General features: G+C 70.1%; 18 protein-coding genes and 1 tRNA gene. 9 read left to right on the top strand and 10 right to left on the bottom strand.

The window, feature by feature from the left end:
* Positions 1 to 24: 24 nt before the first annotated feature.
* Together AS029_RS05555 and AS029_RS05550 are read right to left on the bottom strand one after the other, a co-directional pair.
* Entirely contained in the window at positions 25 to 906 is an 882-nt protein-coding gene (locus AS029_RS05555; RefSeq protein ID WP_058231575.1) for a hypothetical protein, read from the bottom strand.
* A 104-nt stretch (positions 907 to 1,010) separates the two neighbouring features.
* On the bottom strand, positions 1,011 to 1,607 hold the full coding sequence (locus tag AS029_RS05550) for a hypothetical protein (RefSeq protein WP_058231574.1): 597 nt from the start codon (positions 1,605 to 1,607) through the stop codon (positions 1,011 to 1,013).
* Positions 1,608 to 1,751: 144 nt separating this feature from the next.
* On the opposite strand from AS029_RS05550, the gene AS029_RS05545 reads away from it, so the two are divergent.
* Together AS029_RS05545 and AS029_RS05540 are read left to right on the top strand one after the other, a co-directional pair.
* On the top strand, positions 1,752 to 2,426 hold the full coding sequence (locus AS029_RS05545) for a response regulator transcription factor (protein WP_058231573.1): 675 nt from the start codon (positions 1,752 to 1,754) through the stop codon (positions 2,424 to 2,426).
* Positions 2,423 to 3,841, top strand: a complete 1,419-nt coding sequence (locus AS029_RS05540) for a sensor histidine kinase (RefSeq protein WP_058231572.1) — start codon at positions 2,423 to 2,425, stop codon at positions 3,839 to 3,841. Before AS029_RS05545 ends, AS029_RS05540 begins: the two co-directional genes overlap by 4 nt.
* Before the next feature lie 134 nt (positions 3,842 to 3,975).
* Here the strand turns inward: AS029_RS05540 and AS029_RS05535 are convergent, their stop codons facing one another.
* Positions 3,976 to 4,317: a DUF7882 family protein gene (locus AS029_RS05535; protein WP_074615853.1), complete on the bottom strand. Its 342-nt coding sequence runs from the start codon at positions 4,315 to 4,317 to the stop codon at positions 3,976 to 3,978.
* Positions 4,318 to 4,655: 338 nt separating this feature from the next.
* Between AS029_RS05535 and AS029_RS05530 the strand changes: the two genes are divergently transcribed.
* Both AS029_RS05530 and AS029_RS05525 read left to right on the top strand, forming a co-directional pair.
* Positions 4,656 to 6,059 carry a hemolysin family protein gene (locus AS029_RS05530; RefSeq protein ID WP_058231571.1) on the top strand — a complete coding sequence of 468 codons (1,404 nt, stop codon included), beginning with the start codon at positions 4,656 to 4,658 and terminating at the stop codon, positions 6,057 to 6,059.
* Positions 6,056 to 7,078, top strand: coding sequence for a CNNM domain-containing protein (locus AS029_RS05525; protein WP_058231570.1), 1,023 nt, complete (start codon positions 6,056 to 6,058; stop codon positions 7,076 to 7,078). Before AS029_RS05530 ends, AS029_RS05525 begins: the two co-directional genes overlap by 4 nt.
* 199 nt (positions 7,079 to 7,277) lie before the next feature.
* On the opposite strand, the gene AS029_RS05520 is transcribed toward AS029_RS05525, so the two are convergent.
* The 4 genes from AS029_RS05520 to AS029_RS05505 all read right to left on the bottom strand — a co-directional run bounded on the left by AS029_RS05520 (position 7,278) and on the right by AS029_RS05505 (position 11,899).
* Entirely contained in the window at positions 7,278 to 8,630 is a 1,353-nt protein-coding gene (locus tag AS029_RS05520) for a YncE family protein (RefSeq protein WP_058231569.1), read from the bottom strand.
* Positions 8,631 to 8,772: 142 nt separating this feature from the next.
* On the bottom strand, positions 8,773 to 10,110 hold the full coding sequence (locus tag AS029_RS05515; RefSeq protein WP_058231568.1) for a beta-propeller fold lactonase family protein: 1,338 nt from the start codon (positions 10,108 to 10,110) through the stop codon (positions 8,773 to 8,775).
* 475 nt (positions 10,111 to 10,585) lie between these two features.
* Positions 10,586 to 10,659, bottom strand: a tRNA-Ile gene (locus tag AS029_RS05510).
* 274 nt (positions 10,660 to 10,933) lie between these two features.
* Positions 10,934 to 11,899 carry a DMT family transporter gene (locus AS029_RS05505; RefSeq protein WP_082642159.1) on the bottom strand — a complete coding sequence of 322 codons (966 nt, stop codon included), beginning with the start codon at positions 11,897 to 11,899 and terminating at the stop codon, positions 10,934 to 10,936.
* A gap of 41 nt (positions 11,900 to 11,940) precedes the next feature.
* Here AS029_RS05505 and def point away from each other — a divergent pair, with 41 nt between their 5' ends.
* Positions 11,941 to 12,507 carry a peptide deformylase gene (gene def, locus AS029_RS05500; RefSeq protein ID WP_074615852.1) on the top strand — a complete coding sequence of 189 codons (567 nt, stop codon included), beginning with the start codon at positions 11,941 to 11,943 and terminating at the stop codon, positions 12,505 to 12,507.
* Between the two features lie 124 nt (positions 12,508 to 12,631).
* Here def and AS029_RS05495 read toward each other — a convergent pair whose 3' ends face one another.
* Genes AS029_RS05495 through glsA form a run of 3 tightly spaced genes read right to left on the bottom strand, consistent with a single transcriptional unit; the run spans position 12,632 to position 15,290 of the window.
* A complete protein-coding gene (locus AS029_RS05495) occupies positions 12,632 to 13,936 on the bottom strand; it encodes a glutathionylspermidine synthase family protein (RefSeq protein WP_058231567.1) in 1,305 nt (434 codons plus the stop codon).
* On the bottom strand, positions 13,936 to 14,310 hold the full coding sequence (locus AS029_RS05490; protein ID WP_058231566.1) for a hypothetical protein: 375 nt from the start codon (positions 14,308 to 14,310) through the stop codon (positions 13,936 to 13,938). Before AS029_RS05490 ends, AS029_RS05495 begins: the two co-directional genes overlap by 1 nt.
* Before the next feature lie 35 nt (positions 14,311 to 14,345).
* The gene (gene glsA / locus AS029_RS05485; RefSeq protein WP_058231565.1) at positions 14,346 to 15,290 is read right to left on the bottom strand and encodes a glutaminase A; all 945 of its coding nucleotides are present in this window, start codon (positions 15,288 to 15,290) and stop codon (positions 14,346 to 14,348) included.
* Between the two features lie 189 nt (positions 15,291 to 15,479).
* Between glsA and AS029_RS05480 the strand changes: the two genes are divergently transcribed.
* The 4 genes from AS029_RS05480 to AS029_RS17210 all read left to right on the top strand — a co-directional run bounded on the left by AS029_RS05480 (position 15,480) and on the right by AS029_RS17210 (position 19,359).
* A complete protein-coding gene (locus AS029_RS05480; RefSeq protein WP_058231564.1) occupies positions 15,480 to 17,318 on the top strand; it encodes a serine/threonine-protein kinase in 1,839 nt (612 codons plus the stop codon).
* A gap of 52 nt (positions 17,319 to 17,370) precedes the next feature.
* Complete coding sequence (locus AS029_RS17510) at positions 17,371 to 17,526, top strand: hypothetical protein (RefSeq protein ID WP_167345229.1); 156 nt, start codon at positions 17,371 to 17,373, stop codon at positions 17,524 to 17,526.
* 1,265 nt (positions 17,527 to 18,791) lie between these two features.
* Positions 18,792 to 18,974: a hypothetical protein gene (locus AS029_RS17215; protein WP_139168024.1), complete on the top strand. Its 183-nt coding sequence runs from the start codon at positions 18,792 to 18,794 to the stop codon at positions 18,972 to 18,974.
* A gap of 133 nt (positions 18,975 to 19,107) precedes the next feature.
* Positions 19,108 to 19,359, top strand: a complete 252-nt coding sequence (locus tag AS029_RS17210) for a hypothetical protein (RefSeq protein ID WP_139168023.1) — start codon at positions 19,108 to 19,110, stop codon at positions 19,357 to 19,359.
* Positions 19,360 to 19,478: the final 119 nt, after the last annotated feature.

Genomic DNA, 19,478 nt, shown 5'->3' with positions numbered 1-19,478 from the left:
ACGTCTCCGGGACGGGTGAGACGGTCAGGCGAACCAGAGAGCCCAGTACAGGGCGAAGTTGCGGTTGCCGTAGGCGGAGCACGCATCGCCCGTCCCCCATCGCGCAGCGAGAGCGGCCGCGTTCGGCTGGTAGGGCGTGTAGTTGTACAGCGCGGCGGTCGCCTCGTTCGTGATCGTCACGTCGGTGCCCCCGCAGGCCGGATCGGGCGAGTAGGCGATGTAGTGCGTGCCGGGCTGACGCATGAAATCGGAGGCGCTGTACGACTTCAGGTCGGTTGCGCCCTGCGCGACCTGATCGGCGAAGCCCGCGGCGCCGGGATCGCAGGGGGCGTCATCGGGGCAACGGGCCCCCATCGCGGCCCCGAGCTGTTCGGGGGTGGGGGCGCGGGCGGCCCGCCCGGAGACGAGACTCTGCTCCTTCTGCAGCGTGACAAGCAGCACCTTCGCCGAGATGCCGCACGCGCGCTGCACGCGGTCGATGATCTCGGCCGCCGTGAGGTCGCCGCCGTCGAAGCCCTCGCAGACCGTCTCGCCCGTCGAACTCGAGACGACCGGGTCGCGGCTGTCCGTCGGCATCCTCAGACGAGCGAGGCAGGAGTCGTTCGCGCACCGTCCGATCTGCTCGTCGAGGAAGCGCTGGATGTCGTCGGCGTTCATGGCGTCGGCGTCGTAGAAGTCCGCATCGGAGATGAGCGTGCCGGGATCGAACCCCGACAGATCGACGCTCTCGCGACGCGCCTCGGTGTTCCAGGCGGCGTTCCACCCCGAGACGAGCGAGACCAGCGGTGCCACGGTCAGGATGACGAGGGTGAGCAGCACGGCCGCCACGACGCCGAAGACGATCCGGCGACGACGGAGCACGCGCGCCCGGGTCGTGCGGCGACGCCGCGGGGGTGTTCTCGCCACCCTCCGATCGTGCCGCACCGCGCTGACCGCGCGCTGCACATCTCACGATGTGGCGCGTCGGCCAGCGCGGTCGCGGGCGCGCCGGTCCCGGTGGCGTGCGGCGCTCAGCTACCGGGCTGGGCCGGCGGGGTGGGGGCGGTGCCGTCGGCTGGCGGGGTGGGGGCCGTGCCGTCGGCCGGGGGCGCCGGCGGGGTGGGCGCGGTGCCGTCGGCGGGCGGGGTGGGGGCCGTGCCGTCGGCGGGCGGGGTGGGGGCCGTGCCGTCGGCGGGCGGGGCGGGCTTTTCCCCCTCACCCTTGGGTCCGTGTCCGGGACCGGCGGGGCCGCCCCCGGGACCGCACTCACCGGGGCCGCCGCCTTCACCCGGCGTGGGAGGGGTCGGCGCCGTGCCGTCGGCGGGCGGGGTGGGCGCGGTGCCGTCGGCGGGGGCGCCGGTCGGTGCGGAGCCGGGCGTAGCTGCCGAGCCCGGGGTCGGTGCGGTGCCGGGGCCGACGGACCCGCCGTCGGCGCTCGGCGCCGAGGTGGCCGCGGTGAGGGTCGATCCGCCGTTGGTCTGCGCGGCGAGGGCGGCGCTTCCGCCCGTGAGGCCGGCGGCCACGATGACCGCACCGGCGATCAGCGCGGGGCGTCGCCACGACCGGCGGCGGGGCTCGGTGGTGTCGTCCAGTCGCGGCAGCGGCGTGGTGGGGTTGTCGTCGTTCATGTCTTCCTCTCGGCCGGTGGCGTTCACCGGCTCTGAGACCAGACTTGGAGCCGGGACTGAAGCGAACCTGAAGCCGGATGCCGACGGGCGTGCGCATACGCAAGCCATATCCGCCGTTCAGCAAGCGACCCTATCGTCGGCCGAATGTCCGCTGCCGCCCGTGTGCTCGTCGTCGACGATGACGAGACCATCCGCCTCGCCGTCTCGACGGCTCTGCGCGCCGAGGGGTTCCTCACCGACGCCGCCGCCGACGGCTCCGATCTGGCGGAGCGTCTCGCCGCTTTCCGCCCCGACCTCGTGGTGCTCGACTGGATGATGCCCGGGCCCAGTGGCATCCGGTTGCTCCCCCTCGTACGCGCCGCGGGCGACACCGCGGTCATCATGCTCACCGCACGCGACGAGGTGGACGACCGTCTGCGCGGGTTCGCCGAGGGTGCCGACGACTATGTCGTGAAGCCCTTCACGATGGCCGAGCTCGTCGCGCGGGCGGGTGCCGTGCTGCGCCGGCGGGGGCGGCTCCCCCAGACGATCTCGGTCGGCGATCTCGTGGTCGATCCGGATGCCACGACCGCCCACCGTGCCGGAGTGGCGCTGGATCTGACGGCCACCGAGTTCCGCCTGCTGCACCTGCTCGCCGACGGGCGCGGCCGGACGCTGTCGAAGGCGCAGATCCTCACGCAGGTGTGGGGGTACGAGGACTACGACCCCAATCTCGTCGAGGTGCACCTCAGCGCGCTGCGACGGAAGATGGAGCAGCACGGCCCGCGCCTCATCCACACCGTGCGCGGTCTCGGCTACCGCTTGAGTGCGGCGACATGAGCTCCACGCCTCCGCTGCGGTCGGGGTCGCTGCGTCGCCGCACGATCCTGGCCGTCCTGGCGCTCGTCGCCCTGCTGCTCGTGGTGCTGGCCGTGGTGGTCGACCTCGCGCTGGGCGCCCGGCTGCGGGGACAGATCGAGGAGCGGCTGCGCGATCGCGCCGCGGCCGCTGCGTCGCTCGTCGGCACCGTCGACGACGCCGACCTCGCCGAGCGCCTGTCGTACCAGGGACTGTCGGTGCGCATCGACGGCGCGGGCGGTGACTCCGTCGTCGCGGGGCCGAGCCCCGAGCAGTTGCGAGACTCTCCCCCGGGGCCGGGCGGCGGTCCGGGGCCTGGGGAGCGATCGGCGCCGCAGCCCTCCGCCTCCAGCGGCGTGCAGGTCGTGGCATCCGAGGTGTCGGGCGACGACCAGCTCGTGACGCTGCGCTCGACGCTCAGCGACGGGTCGACGCTGAGCCTCACCGCGTCCGCGGTCGGCGTCGGCGAGACGCTCGGGCAGGTGCGGTTGATCATGGCGGTCGCCTCCGTCGGCGTGCTCGTGCTGGCCGCGGGCGCCGTGACCGTCGTCGTGCGCCGGAGTCTGCGGCCCCTCGATCAGGTGTCGCGGGTCGCGCGCGCGATCGGCTCGGGTGAGCGGGAACGACGTCTGCGTCCGACGCGACCCGATACCGAGATCGGACGCGTCGCCACGGCCCTCGACGACATGCTCGACGACGTGGTGGGGGCGGAGCAGGCGGCGCGCGATGCGGAGGCGCGGCTGCGGGCGTTCCTCTCCGACGCCGCGCACGAGCTGCGCACGCCGGTCGCCGGCATCCGGGCCGCCGCCGACACCCTGGTGCGCGCCGATCTCGACGGACCCGAGCGCGATCGGCTCGCCACGCACGTCGCCCGTGAGGCGACGCGAGCGTCACGGCTCGTCGACGACCTGCTGACGATGGCCCGGGTGGACCGGGGTCTCGAGCTGCACCGGGTGGACGCCGACCTTCGAACCGTCGTCGAGGCGGAGGTGCGTCGCGCGCCGCTCGTGCACCCCTCCCTGCGGATCCGGGCGCAGGTCCCGGATGCCGCCGTGCCCGTGCACATCGACGTCGACCGTATCGCTCAGGTGTTGTCGAACTTGGTCGAGAACGCCGCGCGCGCGACGGCGGGGCGGGGGTCGGTCACGGTATCGGTCCAGGCGGAGGGCCGCACGGCCCGCGTGGTCGTCGACGACGACGGACCGGGGGTTCCGGCCGCCGATCGCGAGCGCATCTTCGAGCGACTCGTGCGGCTCGACGAGGGACGGGCGGCCTCCGGCGGAGTCGGCCTCGGCCTGCCCATCGCCCGCGGCATCGCCCGGGCGCACGGCGGAGACGTGCGCTGCGTTCCCGCGGCGAGCGGCGCGCGGTTCGAGGTGGCGGTGCCGCTCAGCTGATCCGCGCGACGTCGCGGCATCCGTCGTCTTCGAGAAGAGTCGGATGCCGCGTCGACGGCCACTGTGGACGACGCGCTTCGATTCGAGGCGGCCGGCGGCCTCGATCGACTACGCGCCGCGCGTCTCGAGGGCGGTCAGGGGCGCGCGCGGCCGCCGACGGGCTGGCGCGTCGGAGCCGGCTGCGGGGCGATGCCGGCGGCGGTCAGGGTGAGGCCGTCGGCGCCGCTGGCGTCGTGCATCATCTGATCGACGAGGGCACGGTCGATCGCCGGCTCGCGGCCGCCGTAGAACTGCATGACGAGCGCGTTCGAGGCGTGGATCCACAGGCTCGCCTGACGGACGCCCTCGTTGACGGGCAACTGGAGCATGAATCCCTCGTTGCGTCGGAGCTTGTTCATCACGACGATGCGGAGGTGAGCGAGGATGCGGTCGTCGATGTCGAACGATGCGCGGTCTCGGTAGATGAGGCGTCCCACGGCTGGTCCTTTTCTGGCGCGCCAAGGCGTACCGGTTGAGCAAGGGGCGGGACCACGCCGGGAAGCGAGGCAATGCGGGGACTTCAGTATCCCACCTCGACCGGCATATCGGTCGCGTCTCGCCGATATATCGGCGGGCCCGTCGAGAAGAGGCGATCCCCGGCCGAGCGAGGTGTCGAGGCGAATCCCCAGCATCGGCGGCGGCGATCTCGATATCGTCGAAGGGATCTGCGATCACCCGACCCACGAGAGAGAAAACCCGTGAGCCATCACCGCACCTCCCCCGACCAGGAGGGCCGATCTTCGAGCCCCCTCTTTCCGAGAGGGGGTGAAATCTGATGTTGGCTGCGACCCTGACGCTCCTGGTGGGCGTCATCGTGACACTCGCGATCATCGTCGCCTGCGGCTTCTTCGTCGCGCAGGAGTTCGCGTACATGTCGGTCGACCGCTCACGCATGGCGGCGCTGGCCGAGAAGGGCGACGCGCAGGCGAAGCGCGTGCTCGCCATCACCAAGCGCACGTCGTTCATGCTGTCGGGTGCCCAACTGGGCATCACCGTGACCGGACTGCTGATCGGTTATGTGGCCGAACCGCTGATCGGCGAGTCGATCGGCACGCTGCTGGGCGGCGTGGGCATCGACCCCGCCGTGTCGATCCTCATCGGCACCGTCGGCGCGCTGCTGCTGGCGACCGTGGTGACGATGATCTTCGGCGAGCTGTACCCGAAGAACCTCGCGATCGCGAGCCCCGAGCCGCTCGCCCGTGCGCTGGCCGTGCCGACCCGCATCTACCTCATGCTCTTCGGGTGGCTCATCACCGTCTTCGACGTCGCCGCCAACGCCCTGCTGCGCCTTCTGCGTATCGAGCCGCTCGAAGACGTCGACGAGAGTGCCACCGCGCGTGACCTCGAGGCGATCATCGAGGAGTCGCGCCAGAGCGGTGACCTCCCCGACGACCTGTCGATGATCATCGACCGCATCCTCGACTTCCCGCAGCGCGACGTCGAACACGCCATGGTGCCGCGCTCACAGATCGACTCCGTCACCCCCGACACGACCGTCGGCGAGGTGCGCGCGCTCATGGCCACAGGGCACACGCGCTACCCGGTGATCGGCGACGAGGACTCCCCCGTCGGCGTCGTCGAGCTCATCGACCTTCTCCGCGAGCAGCCCGCCGACGACGCGCCCGTGGCATCCGTCATGCGTGCCGCCGTCGTGATCCCCACCTCGATGCTGCTGCCTGTCGCGCTCGACCGCATGCGTCAGTCGCGCAACGAGTTGGCCTGCGTGGTCGACGAGTACGGCAACTTCGACGGCATCCTGACCATCGAGGACCTGACCGAAGAAGTGATCGGTGAACTCTCCGACGAGCACGACGTCGAGATCGCCGAGGCGGCGTCGGTCGGCGAGGACGCCTGGAGCGTTCCCGGCGACCTGCACCTCGACGAGCTCGAGCGCCTCATCGGGCACGACCTCGCCGACAGCGACGTCGAGACCGTGGCGGGCCTCGTGATCGAGACGCACGGCGACCTGCCGCCGGTCGGCGCCGTCGTTCGTATCGACCTGCCCGAGCGGGCGTCCGAGACCGTGCAGGGCCTCGACATCGAGCGCTGGCTCGCTGTGGAGGTCGCCGAGGTCGACCGCCACGTGCCGTCGCAGCTGCGCGTGCAGCTGCACGAGGTCGATCGGGATGCCGAGCTCGCCGACGAAGCGTCCGCGTCGAACGAGGAGGTGGCCCGATGAACGGCTGGGTCGTCGCCCTCGTCACGACCGCGCTCATCGTCGCGAGCGCGTTCTTCGTGATCGTCGAGTTCGCGCTGCTCGCCGCGCGCCGCCACCGCCTGGAGGAGGAGGCGGCGACCAGCGCCTCCGCCCGCGCGGCGCTGCGCGGTGTGAACGAGCTCACCGTCATGCTCGCGTTCGCGCAGCTCGGCATCACCGCCTGCACCTTCCTGCTCGGCGCGATCACCAAGCCCGCCATCGACTACGCCCTCGCGCCGGTGTTGGAGATGTGGGGCCTGCCCTACGTGCTGGCCGACATCATCGCGTTCATGCTGGCGCTGATCGTGGTGACCTTCCTCCACCTCGTCATCGGCGAGATGGCGCCGAAGTCGTGGGCGATCGCGCACCCCGAGACCGCGGCGAAGGCCACCGGCATCCTGGCCCGTGCGCTGACGTGGCCGCTGCGTCCGTTCCTGCTGTGGATCAACCACATCGCCAACCGCCTCGTGAAGGCCTCGGGCGTGGAGCCGGTCGACAAGGCCGCCGCGGGCGGGCAGGACGCCGACACGATCCGCGAGCTCGTCGCGCACTCGCGTCAGGCGGGCACGCTCGAGCAGCAGTACTCCGAGCCGATCGCGCAGGCGATCGCCCTGGGCACGCTGACCGTCGGCGACATCGTGCGCACCGATCGCTCCCCCACTGCGGTGCCGAGGGATGCCACGGTGGCCGACATCCAGGCGGTCGCCGCCTCGTCGACACACCTGCGCATTCTCGTCGGTTCGGGCGCGGCATCCCGCGTGGCGCACGTGCGCGACACCCTTGCCGTCGATCCGGCGACGCCGGCGCTCGACATCGCGCGGGAGCCCCTGCGGCTGGAGCCGGAGGCCTCGGCCTACGACGCCCTCGCGCGCATGCGCCGCGGGCGTGTGCAGCTCGCGACGGTGGTCGAGGGTGAGCGTCTCGTCGGTGTCGTGACGCTGGACGATCTGCTGCGCGAGATCCTGCCCGGGTCGGGCGAGCTGATGGCGACCGGGCGGTAGCGTCCGCATTTCCGCGCGGGCGAGTCGTGCGCGCCCGCACGGGCGCCTCGTGGTTGGGGGTGACCTTGGTTCGACCCGGAAACGCGGAGGGTCCGCGTGCACGCACGCGGACCCTCGTGAGGAATTGGTCAACCGGAGGACGCCCCAGCTCGGCCGTCGTCGCTTTCACGGCTGGCCGTTCGCCGAACGCCCGCACGCTTCATCCCGTGAAGGACGCGCGTCCGCTCACTGCTGTCGCGACGACAGCCGCGGGCACGAGCATCGTCGAAGCGGCCGACGAAGTCGGAGCGGTCGGCGACGGGGAGGGGGTGGGGATTTGCTCGCCGACCGTGATGGTGATCGTCGAGGTGGCCGCGACGCCGTATGCGTTCGTCACCGAGACGGTGAAGGAGAACGTGCCTGCCACGGTGGGCGTCCCCGACAGGATTCCCGCAGCACTCAGTGCCACACCATCAGGCAGGCTCCCCGACGACACGGCGAACGTCAGGCTGGGGCTGCCGGTCGCGTGGAACGCGTAGTCGTAGGTCGACCCCACCGAAGCTGATGTCGGCGGTGTCGCCGCCGTGAAAGCGGGGGTCGCGAACCCGCCGACGACCCAGACGCTGTTGGAGTCCATGGCCGTGACGTAGACGGCCATTCCGTCCGGAGTCGCCACCGGGGTGAAGGGGCCGGAATCGATGGTGATGGGCACGACGCGCTGAGCGAGAGTCGTGGTCGAGAGGATCGAGAGCGCGTTGTCGCCGAAGCTGGTGACGTAGATAGTGCCCCCGTCCGGGCTGACCGACAACCCCAGGGGGTTCGCGGGAACGTCGACCGTCGCCGTCACGGTGTTCGATGTCGTGGAGATGACCGAGACATCGTTCGAGTCGTAGTTGGCGACGTAGACCTTGGATCCATCGGGACTGATCGAGATGCCCAGAGGGCTCGAGCCGACGGGGATGACGGTGGACACCGTCCCCGCGGTCGCCGAGACCGCCAGTACCCTGTTCTCGTAGTACTGGCTCACGTACAACGTCGACCCGTCCGGGCTGACCACGACGTTGTGCGGGCTGGCGGGGAGCGAGATGGAGCCCGTCACGGTTCCCGACGACGCCGAGATGACCGAGATGTTGTTGGATGCGTAGTTCGTCACGTAGACCGTCGAACCATCGGGGCTGACCGCGACGCCATACGGCCCCGTGCCCGCGGTGATCGTCCTGGTGACGGAGCCCGAAGCCGTCGAGATGACGGACACCGTTCCATCGCCCTGGTTGGTGACGTACACCGTGGAGCCGTCGGGACTCGCGGCGATGCCCGTCGGCCGGGTTCCGACGGTGATGGTTCGGGTGACGCTGCCGGTCGCCGTCGAGATCACCGATACCGTGCCCGCGCGGTAGTTGCCGACGTACATGCTCGAGCCGTCCGGAGTCACGGCCATGCCCCACGGTCGTTCACCGACGGCGATAGGACGGTCGGCGACGCCCGGCGCCAGCGCGAGTGCAGCCGTGCTCGGGCTGAGGAGGATAGCGGCGCTGAGCAGTGCGGCGAGGAGGGCCGAGAGAACTCTTCTCATGAGTTTTCCTTCGTGTGAGGGAGCGTGGATAGCGCGGCGACGAATGCGGGCCTCAGACGAGACGGGCGCAGGGTCGCCACCGCGTGGGACGGTTTCGGACGCCGCGTCACGTGGCGACGGCATCCGAAACCGCTCGACCGGATCAACCGGTGAAAGTCGCCGTGGTCTTCACCGGGACTGCTGCGGGGGCGACACCCTGCGGTGAGGCCGATGCCGATGGCGAGGCCGAGGGCGTCGGAGCAGATGCCGACGTCACCGCGATCGTGATCTCCGAGGTGGTGGTGATGCCCACGCTGTTCGTCGCCGACACGACGAAGGTGTACGTGCCCGCGGTGGTGAGGGACCCCGTCAGCACACCGTCCGAATCCAGGGACAGTCCCGGCGGCAGCATGCCGGATGCCACTGCGAAGGTGGGGGCGGGATTGCCGGAGGCTTCGAACCTGTAGGAGTACGGCGCGCCGACGGTACCGGCGGACGGCGACGCCGCCAGGAACGCCGGCAGGATGTAGCCCGAGATCACCGAGACGGTGCCGTCGGCGTTGTCGGTGACGTAGACGCGGGAGCCGTCCGACGTCACCGCCAGGTCCATCGGATGCTTTCCCACCGCGATGGTCTCGATCACCGTGCCGGACGTCGTCGACACGACCGACACGCTGTTCGAGCGGTAGTTCGAGACGTAGAGTGTGCGGCCGTCCGGGCTGACCGTCGCATTCCAGGGGTTCGTTCCCACCCCGATCGTGCCGGTGACGACACCCGATGCTGTCGAGATGACGGAGACGGTGTTGTCACCGCCGTTGATCGCGTACACCGTGGACCCGTCGGGGCTGATGGCGACACCGGCGGAGCCGGCGCCGACCGTGATGGTCTTCGTGACGGCGCCGGACGCCGTGGAGATGACCGACACCGTGCCGCTGGTCTGGTTCGCGACGTAGACCGTGGACCCATCGGGCGAGATGACGATGCCATACGGGCGGGCACCCACGCTGATGGTGTTCGTCACACCGGCGGATGCGGTCGAGACGACCGAGACCGTCCGGGAGACGAGATTGGTGACGTACAGCGTCGACCCGTCAGGGCTGAGCACGGCGGCCGAGGGATCGGAGCCGACCGTGATGGTGTTCGTGACCCTCGCGGACGCCGTCGAGACGACCGATACCGTGACACCGCCTTGATTGGTGACGTACAGCGTCGAGCCATCCGCGGTGAGAGCGAGGCCGGTCGGGAAATCGCCCACGGTGATCGTGTTCGTCACGGCTCCTGACGCGGTGGAGATCACCGACACCGTGTTGGAGTTGTCATTGGCGACGTACAGCGTCGAGCCGTCGGGGCTCAGGACGACGCCCTCAGGACCGAGGGAGGCACCGACCGTGATGGTGTCCGTCACCGTGCCGGGGGTGTCGGCGTGTGCGGCGGCACCGGGGCCGGCGAGGAGCATGCCGCCGACGAGGACGGCGGCGAGAGCGGAAAGCGACTTGCGCAAAGGGTTCCCTGTCTTCCGTGGAGGAGGTCGTGTGGATGACCCGGTTCGGGTGTGCGGCATCTGCGGACAGGCACGCCGGGCTCGGTCAGGCTATGGGTCCGCTCTCGACCCGCTGTGCGCCGCTTCACCACGAGCTGCCGCGGGGGCGCGGGCGAAGCACGAGCCTCGCCGTCGGCTACCGCGATTCCTCACCGGAAACCGGCAGGGGGATGCCGGCCGGCCCCGGACGCGGCGCCACGGAGCGTCTCTTGCCCATGCCGCACGCGTCGGCTGGAAGGGCGCTGGATTCACCCGAGCGCTAACCCGATCCGCACGTGGAGCGATCCCACGTGGTGGGCTCAGTGGTGGCGAGCGGCGGCGGTTCTCCGGCCCACCCCGGTGTCGACTTCCCGCTTCCGCACCCGCTCAGGATGCGGAAGCGGGACAGGCTTGTCGTGGCACAGCCGCGCAAGATGCCCGTCGGTTCAGGGAGGAGTAGGGCGGGTGGGACTTGAACCCACGATCGTCGGGTTATGAGCCCGCTGCCTTGACCAGCTTGGCCACCGCCCCCAGCGACGACGAGCTTACCGGCATCCGTCCTGTCCTACCGACAGCGGTCGCGTCGCCGCCGCGTCGAGCCTTCGCCGCATGCACGGGGTGTGCGCGGCAGCGCTCCGCGGGCCGCCGGTCGTGTGCCTGCTTCGGGGAAGCCGTCGAGGACGCACGCGATCGGCATCCGTCGGGAGCGTCCTCGGCGAACCCATGCGGTCTCGGTGAAAGCGGCGCCCCACCCGGGCCATGCGCCCATCCGCCTCGGCGCGACGACTCGAGCCCCGCAGGCCCGTCAGTGCACGCGCGGCTTGTTGGGCTTGCCGTCGGCGGTGATCTGCGGGTGGTGCTTGGTCAGCTGGATGACGCCCCACGTGGCGATCGCGCCGGCGATGACGAAGCCGATGAGGGCCCAGGCGGGGGCGGTCGAGGCCTCGCCGAGCACGAGCAGTCCGATCAGCACGGCGACGATCGGGTCGATCACGGTGAGGCCGGCGATGACGAGATCGGGCGGGCCGACCGAGTAGGCGGTCTGCACGAAGTAGGCGCCGACGGCGACGGCGGCCAGCAGCGCCACGAGGCAGAGCAGGGTCAGCCACTCGAAGTTTCCGGCCTGGGCGCGGCTGATCACGACCTTGGCGAGCGTCGCGACGAAGCCGTAGATCACACCCGCGGCCATGATGTAGAACAGCGCCTGCGCCCGGCGGCGCACGAGCACCCAGAAGACGCCGAACACGATGACCACCACGGCCAGGATGCCGAGGATGATCAGCAGCTCCCGCTCGGTGATGAGCTTCTCGGTCGCGAAGAACGCCGCGATCGTGACGAAGATGAAGATGCCCCCCACGCACAGCGCGATGGCGATGAGCGACTGCCGCGTCGGCTTGTGCCGTGAGACACGCGCGTTGAGGACGGTGGTGATCACGAGGGCGATCGCGCCGAGGGGCTGCACGAGGATCAGCGGGGCGACCGAGAGCGCCGCGAGCTGGCACACGATCGCCAACCCCAGCATCACGGTGCCGGCCACCCACGACGGGCGGGTGAGCAGAGACGTCAGCTGCGACCGAGAGAGGCCGCCGGTGGTCTTACCGCCCGAGAGGCGCTCGACCTTCTGCACGCCGCGGTGCTGGTACTGCGCCCCGAACGACATGAACACCGCGCCGAGCAGGGCGAGCGGGATGCCGAGCAGGATGCGCGGGTCGCGGAAGACACCGACGAGCTGGTCGATTCCATCGGTGAGGGTGGTATCGAGCGGAATCACCCCTCGACAGTAGCCGCCGCTCCGCTGGTTAGGCTGGAGGCGTGGCCGTACTCCCGATTCGCATCATGGGCGACCCCGTGCTGCACGCTCCCGCCGCCCGCGTCGACGAGATCGACGACGAGGTGCGTCAGCTCGTCGCCGACATGTTCGAGACCATGGACGCCGCACCGGGCGTCGGCCTCGCCGCGCCGCAGGTGGGCGTGGGGCTTCGCATCTTCACCTACACCTACGAAGACGACGAGGGCCTGCCCTGGCGGGGTGTCGTGATCAACCCCGAGCTGTGGATCCGTCCGCTCGAGCCCGGCTATCCCGACCCCGACGAAGAGAGCGAGGGGTGCCTGTCGTTCCCCGGCGAGCGCTTCCCGCTGCGTCGCTCCGATGCGGCGCTGCTGACGGGCGTCGACCTCGACGGACAGCCCGTGCGCATCGAGGTGACGGGGTGGCGTGCCCGCATCTTGCAGCACGAGTTCGACCACCTCGACGGCGTCCTCTATATCGACCGTCTCGACGACGAAGACAGCCGGGTCGTCGCGAAGATCGCGAAGAAGCGCAAGTGGGGCAAGCCCGGGGCGCAGTGGATGCCGGGAGTCGACGACATCGACGCGTGAGCGTATACGGTGCGGGATCGGGGCATCCTGCGACGGCGCGAGAGCGCGAGCGCCGAGGCGGTCAGAACGGGTCGGCGACGCGGCTGCGTGCGTTTGCGCGGTACCGCGTCCGTGGCATCCGGGGTCAGCGTTCGATGATGTTCGGCACGAACCGGCAGAAGTAGTCGGTGATGGGGCCGTCGGATTCGCGGATGCCGACGCCGTACGCCTCGTCGTTCACGACCCACGAGCCGAGCACCGGGTGATTGCTGCCGTTGGAGCCGCGGAAGTCGGGCAGCTCGTGGTACTGCTGCCAGACCCGTTCGCGGCCGGTGCCCTCGCGGCGGTACTCCTTGCCGTTCGAGGTGACCGTGCCGTCGGCGCGGTGGACGTGGATGCCGTCGCCCTCGCGGCCGAAGACCGGCTTGACGACGTAGTCGGTCAAGCCGTTCGGGCCGTCGGCGTACGCCGGCAGCAGGTTGGGGTGGCCGGGGAAGAGTCGCCAGAGGGCGACGAGCAGCAGCTTGTTGGAGAGGAACATCTTCCACGCCGGCTCGTACCACCGGCCGAACAGTCCACGCCCGGCGATCAGCAGTGCGCCGAACTCCTGGTCGCCGACGACGCGGTCGTCGCCCGAGACGAGGTCTTCCCACGGGTACAGCTTGAAGAGGTTCCGGATGACGGGATACTGCGTGCCCGGCTCGTCGCCCGGCAGCGCGGCGATGCTGCGCGAGGATCCCCACGGTTCGGGGACGCCGACGAACTGGCGGGCGCCGTGGTGCCAGCCGATGTCCTTCATCTCGATGCCGGTGTGCTCCCACCCGGCTTCGCCCGCGAGGTCGCGCATGTAGGCGACGGTGTCCCAGTCTTCGCCGTAGATGTCGGCATCCGAGTGGGCGACGAAGAGGCGTCCGCCCTCGCCCTCGCTGAGCGAGCGGTGCAGGAGCGCGCGCCAGCGATCGACGAGCGCTTCGTGCAGGCCGTTCCACTGGTCGGTGTCGGCGGCGACGGCGCCGGACTTCAGCCGATCCTGCAGCCAGAACCACTGGGTGACCGAGGCCTCGATGAGGCCCGTGGGGGTGTCGGCGTTGTACTCCAACATCTTCGCGGGGCTGCCGTCGCCGGCGTAGGCGAGGTCGAAGCGCGCGTACACGTCGGGTTCGTCCTGCTCGAGCGACCATTGCGCGAACTCGAACGCCTTCGGGTCGAGCCCCAGATGACCGAGCTCTCCGGATGCCAGATAGCGTGCGGCCTCGCGGCTCATGCGGTGCAGCTCTTCGGTCTGCTGCTCGAGCTGCTCCACCTCGGGCAGCGTGAAGACGTAGGCGGCGCCGTCGTTCCAGTAGTCGACCTCGGAGCCGTCGTCGCGCACGGAATGCGAGTAGATGAGGCCGGACTGCTTGATCGTGCGTTCCCAGGCGGGGCGCGGGGCCAGTTCGATGCGGTGCATCAGCTGCCGTGGCTGCCGTCGGAGCCGGAACCGCCGAAGCCGCCGCGCGAGACGCTCGCTCCATCGCCGGAGATCCCGCGCGCGGCGGTCTTGCCCGCGGGCAGCGTGTCGGTGCCGCCGGTGGCCGTCTGCCCCACGGCGGGGACCGTGCGGCTGTTCGAGCCGAGCGCGTAGTAGTACCAGCCGGCGCTGCCGCCGTGGTTGTTGCAGTCGTCGTCGGGCAGGCGTTTCTCGGTGGCGTTGTCGCGGCAGATCTGGGCGTAGTCCTCCGACACGTTGCTGCCCTGTCCGCACCCGGTGAGGGAGGCGGCGAGCGCGGCGACCACGCCGACGGTGACGGTTCGCGAGGCGCGGCGGCGCGCGACGGGATGCATGCGCCGATGCTCTCACACCCGTGGGTGGCGGGGCGTCAGCGCGCGGCGAAGCTGTGCAGGTGCAGGTCTTCGCTGAGCGCTTCGCTCGCCCGTCGACCGCGGACGCTGGTGCCCTGGGCGTCGAGGGGCGGGCTCACCACCGCCGCGCCGAGGCGCCCGGGCGCGGCGAGCACGATCGCGCCCGACACGCTCGACTTCGCCGGGATGCCGACCGCCCGCATCCACCGCCCCGAGCCGTCGTACACCCCGCACGTCGCCATGACCGACACCACATCGCGGGCCACGCGCTCCGGCACCACGCGTCGACCCGTGCGCGGGTTCACGCCGCCGCACGCGAGCGTCGCGCCCATGACGGCGAGGGTCTCGGCATCCACCAGGGTCGCGCAGGCGCGCGCGTAGACGGCCACGGCGTCGTCGGCGCCGACCCGCATCGTCCCCTCGGCGCGCATGAGGTGCGCGAGGGCGTGATTGCGGTCGCCGAGCAGGTGCTCGTTGTGCGCGACGTCTTCGTCGACGGAGAGGTCGCGTCCGGCGAAGGCGGCGAGCCCCTCGGCGATGCGCGCGTCGCGCTCGGCCGTGTCGGATCCCCTGACGAGGGATGCCGTGAGCAGGGCGCCCGCGTTGACCATCGGGTTGGGCGGCCGGCCCGTGCCGCTCTCGAGCTTGATGGCGTCGAAGGACTCCCCCGTCGGTTCGATCCCGACCCGGTCGAGGGCGGCGCCGTCGGTGTCGAGCAGCGCGAGGGCGAAGAGGAACGGTTTGACGGCGGACTGCACACTGAACGCGACCTGGGCATCGATGCTGGTTCGCGTCGTGCCGTCGGGAAGCACGAGGGCGATCGCGCACAAAGCGGGGTCGGCGTCGGCGAGCTGGGGGATGCTGTCGTCGACCTCGCCTTCGCCCTTGTCGGCGTCTTCGCCGTGGTCGAGGAGGCGCGAGCGCAGCGCGTCGAGGTCGTAACGATGGGGATCGGGGGTCACTTCCCCACCTTCGTCCACCGGCGCTGCCACTCCGACCGGGTTGCACGCGTCGACGTCGTGCGGCAAGGCCGGCATTATGCGTGCCGCGTCGAACCGCCGCCAGCCCCCTCCGGCATCCCTCCGACCGCGCATAGTGTGCGTGCAGACGGCGATCCCGCGCCGTTCTCCCGCTGCCTCGCGAAGGATCCGATGAGTCACGCTCCTGACCTCTCGCTGGCGCACACGGGCGACATCCTCGGTGGGCGCTACATCCTGCGCGAGCGCCTCGGTGCCGGCGGAATGGGGCGCGTCTTCCGCGCCCGCGACGAGGTGCTGGCCCGAGACGTGGCGATCAAGATCTTCCACGCCGACGGCACCGACGGCCCCGAGCCGCTGCGGCGCATGTCGGAGGCGCGGGCGCTGGCGGCCCTCGATCACCCCTCGCTGGTCACCCTGTACGACGCGCGCCTGGTGGGCGAGGACCACGTCTATCTCGTGATGGAGCTGATCGCCGGTCCGTCGCTGCAGCGTCGGATCGAACAGCAGGCCATTCCGCCGCGGGAGCTGGCCGGCATCCTGGCCGATCTCGCCGGGGCACTCGCGGTCGTGCACGACGCGGGGATCGTCCACCGTGACGTCAAACCCTCCAACGTGCTGATGCGTCCGCTCCACGGGGCACCCCGGGACGCTGAGGCCGTGCTCGCCGACTTCGGTGTCGCCCACCTCATCGATGCCACGCGGCTGACCACCCCCGGCACCGTCATCGGCACCGCCGCGTACCTCGCGCCCGAGCAGGTGCGGGGCGAGGCGCCGCAGGCGGCGTCCGACATCTACGCTCTGGGGCTGCTCGCCATCGAGGCGCTCACGCGTCTGCACCCGTTCGGCGCCGGATCTCTGCAAGAGACCCTGCTCGCGCGCCTGGCCCGTCAGCCCGACGTCCCGGGGTCGCTGAGCCCCCAGTGGCGTGCGTTGTTGGTCGCTATGCGGGTTGCGGATGCCACGGCGCGGCCGTCGGCGGCGGAGGTCGCGCGGCGCGCGGAGGCGCTCGCGGAGGAGGAACCGACGCGCGTTCCGGATGCCACGGCGCGGCCGTCGGCGGCGGAGGTCGCGCGGCGCGCGGAGGCGCTCGCGGAGGAGGAACCGACGCTCGTTCCGGATGCCACGGCGCGGCCGTCGGCGGCGGAGGTCGCGCGGCGCGCGGAGGCGCTCGCGGAAGAAGAACCGACGCTCGTCCCGGATGCCACGCAGCAGCTCGCGGGGTGGATGACGCCGACCGCGCCGATCGCGGCGTCCACGGCGGCCGCGGCGTCTCCGGCGGCCGCGGGGACCGTGCCTGCGGGCGCGTCGACGGGCGCCGCCGGTGCCGTGTCTGCGGGCGCGTCGACGCTCGCTGCCGAGGCCCTCCTCGCGGGCGCGACGGACGGGACCGCGTCCGGGCAGAGCGGTCCTGTTCGCGACGATCAGGCTGCCGCGCTGTCCCAGGACGCCGCGACCCCGCGCCGCCCCTCCGACCGCCGGCCGCGCCGCCGCGGCTGGGCATGGGTGGCCGCGAGCGCCGGTGCGGCGCTCATCGTCGGCGGACATCTCGCGGCCTTCTCGCTCGGGGCGGCGCAGGATGTGACGACGGATCGCGCACCGGCGTCGACCCCTGCTCCGGCGCGCAACGATTCGCCGCCGGTCGCCGACGACACCGCCGTCGCCACGCCGGCCCCCGTCGCGACGTCGGCACCGGTTTCATCGCCGTCGCCCGTGGTCGAGACCGACGCCACGGCACAGCCGAGCCCCGATGCGTCGACGCCGGCGCAACCAGCGCAGCCCGCGCCCGTCGTGGTCGAGCCGGTCGTCTCCCGGGCGACCGGTCCGAGCGGTGGCGGCGAGACGACCAGCGCCGGTGGCTCTGCCGCGAACCCGGCGCCGCCCGTTCCCTCCGCGGAAGCGACCCGCTCTCCCGGCCGGGGAGCGCCGGAGGGCACAGGACGGCCCGACTCGCCGGGTAAGTCGGACGACGCCGGCCCTGGCCGCGGCGTCGGCCCTTCGGGCAAGAACTGACCGCTGTCAACGGTGCTGACCGACGCGGCGCCGGCATGGTGGCATCCCGTGCATGAGCGATCCTGACCGTCTCCCCGTGCCCGACCCCGCCGCCCAGAAGACCGACCGCGACGACACCTCGATCGTGCCCGACATGGAGGCCGATCCCGTCGAGCGCGAGCGCCAGCGAACCGAACGGGGCGACGAAGGCGACGACGTTCCCGCCTGAGGCCGTCAGCGAGGTGCGCCGCGACGGGAGTACATGCCCTGCCACCGCGGTCGTCGACGCTCAGCAGGTGAAAAGCATGGTGGCGCGTCCGCCGCGGTCCGACCGGCAGCTTCCCGTCGCGATCGGTTGACCCGCGAACGACGAAGGCCCGCCTCTGACGAGACGGGCCTTTCGCTGGCTCCCCGGCTTGGACTCGAACCAAGAACCTATCGTTCCGTCACCGGCGTAATCATGCGGAACGTCGCGATATCGTCAGTAGCGCTCACCGGCAAGTAATCCCAGTTCAAAGGCTGTTTCTGGAAAATCAACCGCTACGGACGTTCACGAGCGCATCCGTTGCCGTCCTGAATAAATCCTGACCGGCGCGCGCGTTCTACAAACTCCACGGTGCGGCGTATGAGAGACCATGCAACTCCTCCAGGCTCCTTCCGCCCCGCTCCCTCTCGCCCCACGTGCGTGGGGTGCCGACCGCGCGACGGTAGAGGGTATGAACATCCAGCACGCCGCCCGCGAACTCCGCTCCCTCATGCTCCCCGAACTCCGCCAACGGCAGCTTGTTGCAGAAGCCGCTCACAGCCCCTCAGACGCGGCAAGGGCACTCCTGGTGTCCCGCGCACGTTACGAGGCTCAGCAGGCCGTACAAGCCTCGGCGGAGGCGTTTGATGCCCTTCAGACGGCCCGGGCGGCGTGGGCGGTACGCAACCCCCACGAAGTCAGGAGGGGATGCCCAGACGACCACCCCCACGGCACCACGGGTACGTGCTTCCGCAAGCACGACTGCCGCTGTGATTCCTGCGTGGGTGCGCAGCGTGCTCGCATGGAAACCCAAAAGCGCAAACAGCGAGACGCTACTCAACGGCCAGTGCAGGTCAAGTATGTGGTGCCGACAAAGCCGGATGCCGTGCGTGTACAGAAGCGTCCCGAGAAGGTGAACTCCAAACCGGTTGCGCCGACTCGTAAATCGCCAGGCCGCCCCCTGCCCGGTAGGCCTCCGGTGACCCTCCCCCCTGGAAAGGAACACGGCCTGCCGAAAGTGTACTGGCATTTCAAATGCAGATGTGATGCTTGCACGCTCGCAGTTCGTGCCTATAACCGCGCGCTCAACGAGAGGAAGAAAGCGCAAAAAGAAGAAGACTCAAAGTAGAATAGAGTGGACACCCTCCGCGGGGTTCTTTCCTCAAATCTGCCCCGCGGAGGGTGTCTCGTTTTGCGCGACTGTAAGTAAGAGGCGTAAAAGAGATACGTCCAGACGATTTGAGGAAATCATGGCGAAGAAAATCGACCCGCAGCAGTTGTCCGCACCGGAATTTCGTAACACAGGTAAGACCCTCGCGCCTGAAGTCGCTCTCCCGCCTGACGGCGCGAGCGACGGCGCGAACAGGGTTGATGACTTGATTGACGAATCCTGGACGGATTCCGAAGTTGCCGCTCTCGTAGCCGGGATTTGACCAATGTCTCGACTTGAGGGATTTGACGATGTACTGAGCCGCATGTCGCTCCGCGACGACCGGCTGGACGAAGCAGTAAAGCAACTTGAGCTTCTTCTTGAAAATAGCTCCAAAGACACGTATAGGAATCATCATGAACACTGAGCCAGCTACACCAGGGCAAATTCGTTTGGGCCGTGGCATGGAGAAGCGCCTTGAAGTAGCACTCTCCCCCTGGGATTTCATGACACGCTCACAAGCGACAGACCGCATCAAAATGCTCAAGGCGTTGAGTTCCTGTGTGTGGGACGCCGACAAGACTGTGCTAAAGGAATGGAACCCGGGTCAATGGAGTTGGGTTTACGACCCGAATCGCGAGGTCGATATCTCAGGTCTATTGTCCTGAATTCGTCCCACAGAACACATGCGTGTCTCGCTCTGTGAGCGATAGTAGATAGAGAAGAAAAGCGGGAGGAACTGGCGGGGTCTCCTTCCTTTCCCCGAAATGTAGGTACCAGCCTCCTG

Source organism: Microbacterium enclense (genome assembly GCF_001456955.1).
GTDB lineage: Bacteria > Actinomycetota > Actinomycetes > Actinomycetales > Microbacteriaceae > Microbacterium > Microbacterium enclense.
Note: the sequence above shows the minus strand (reverse complement) of the source record. Positions and strands in the feature narration are given on the sequence as shown.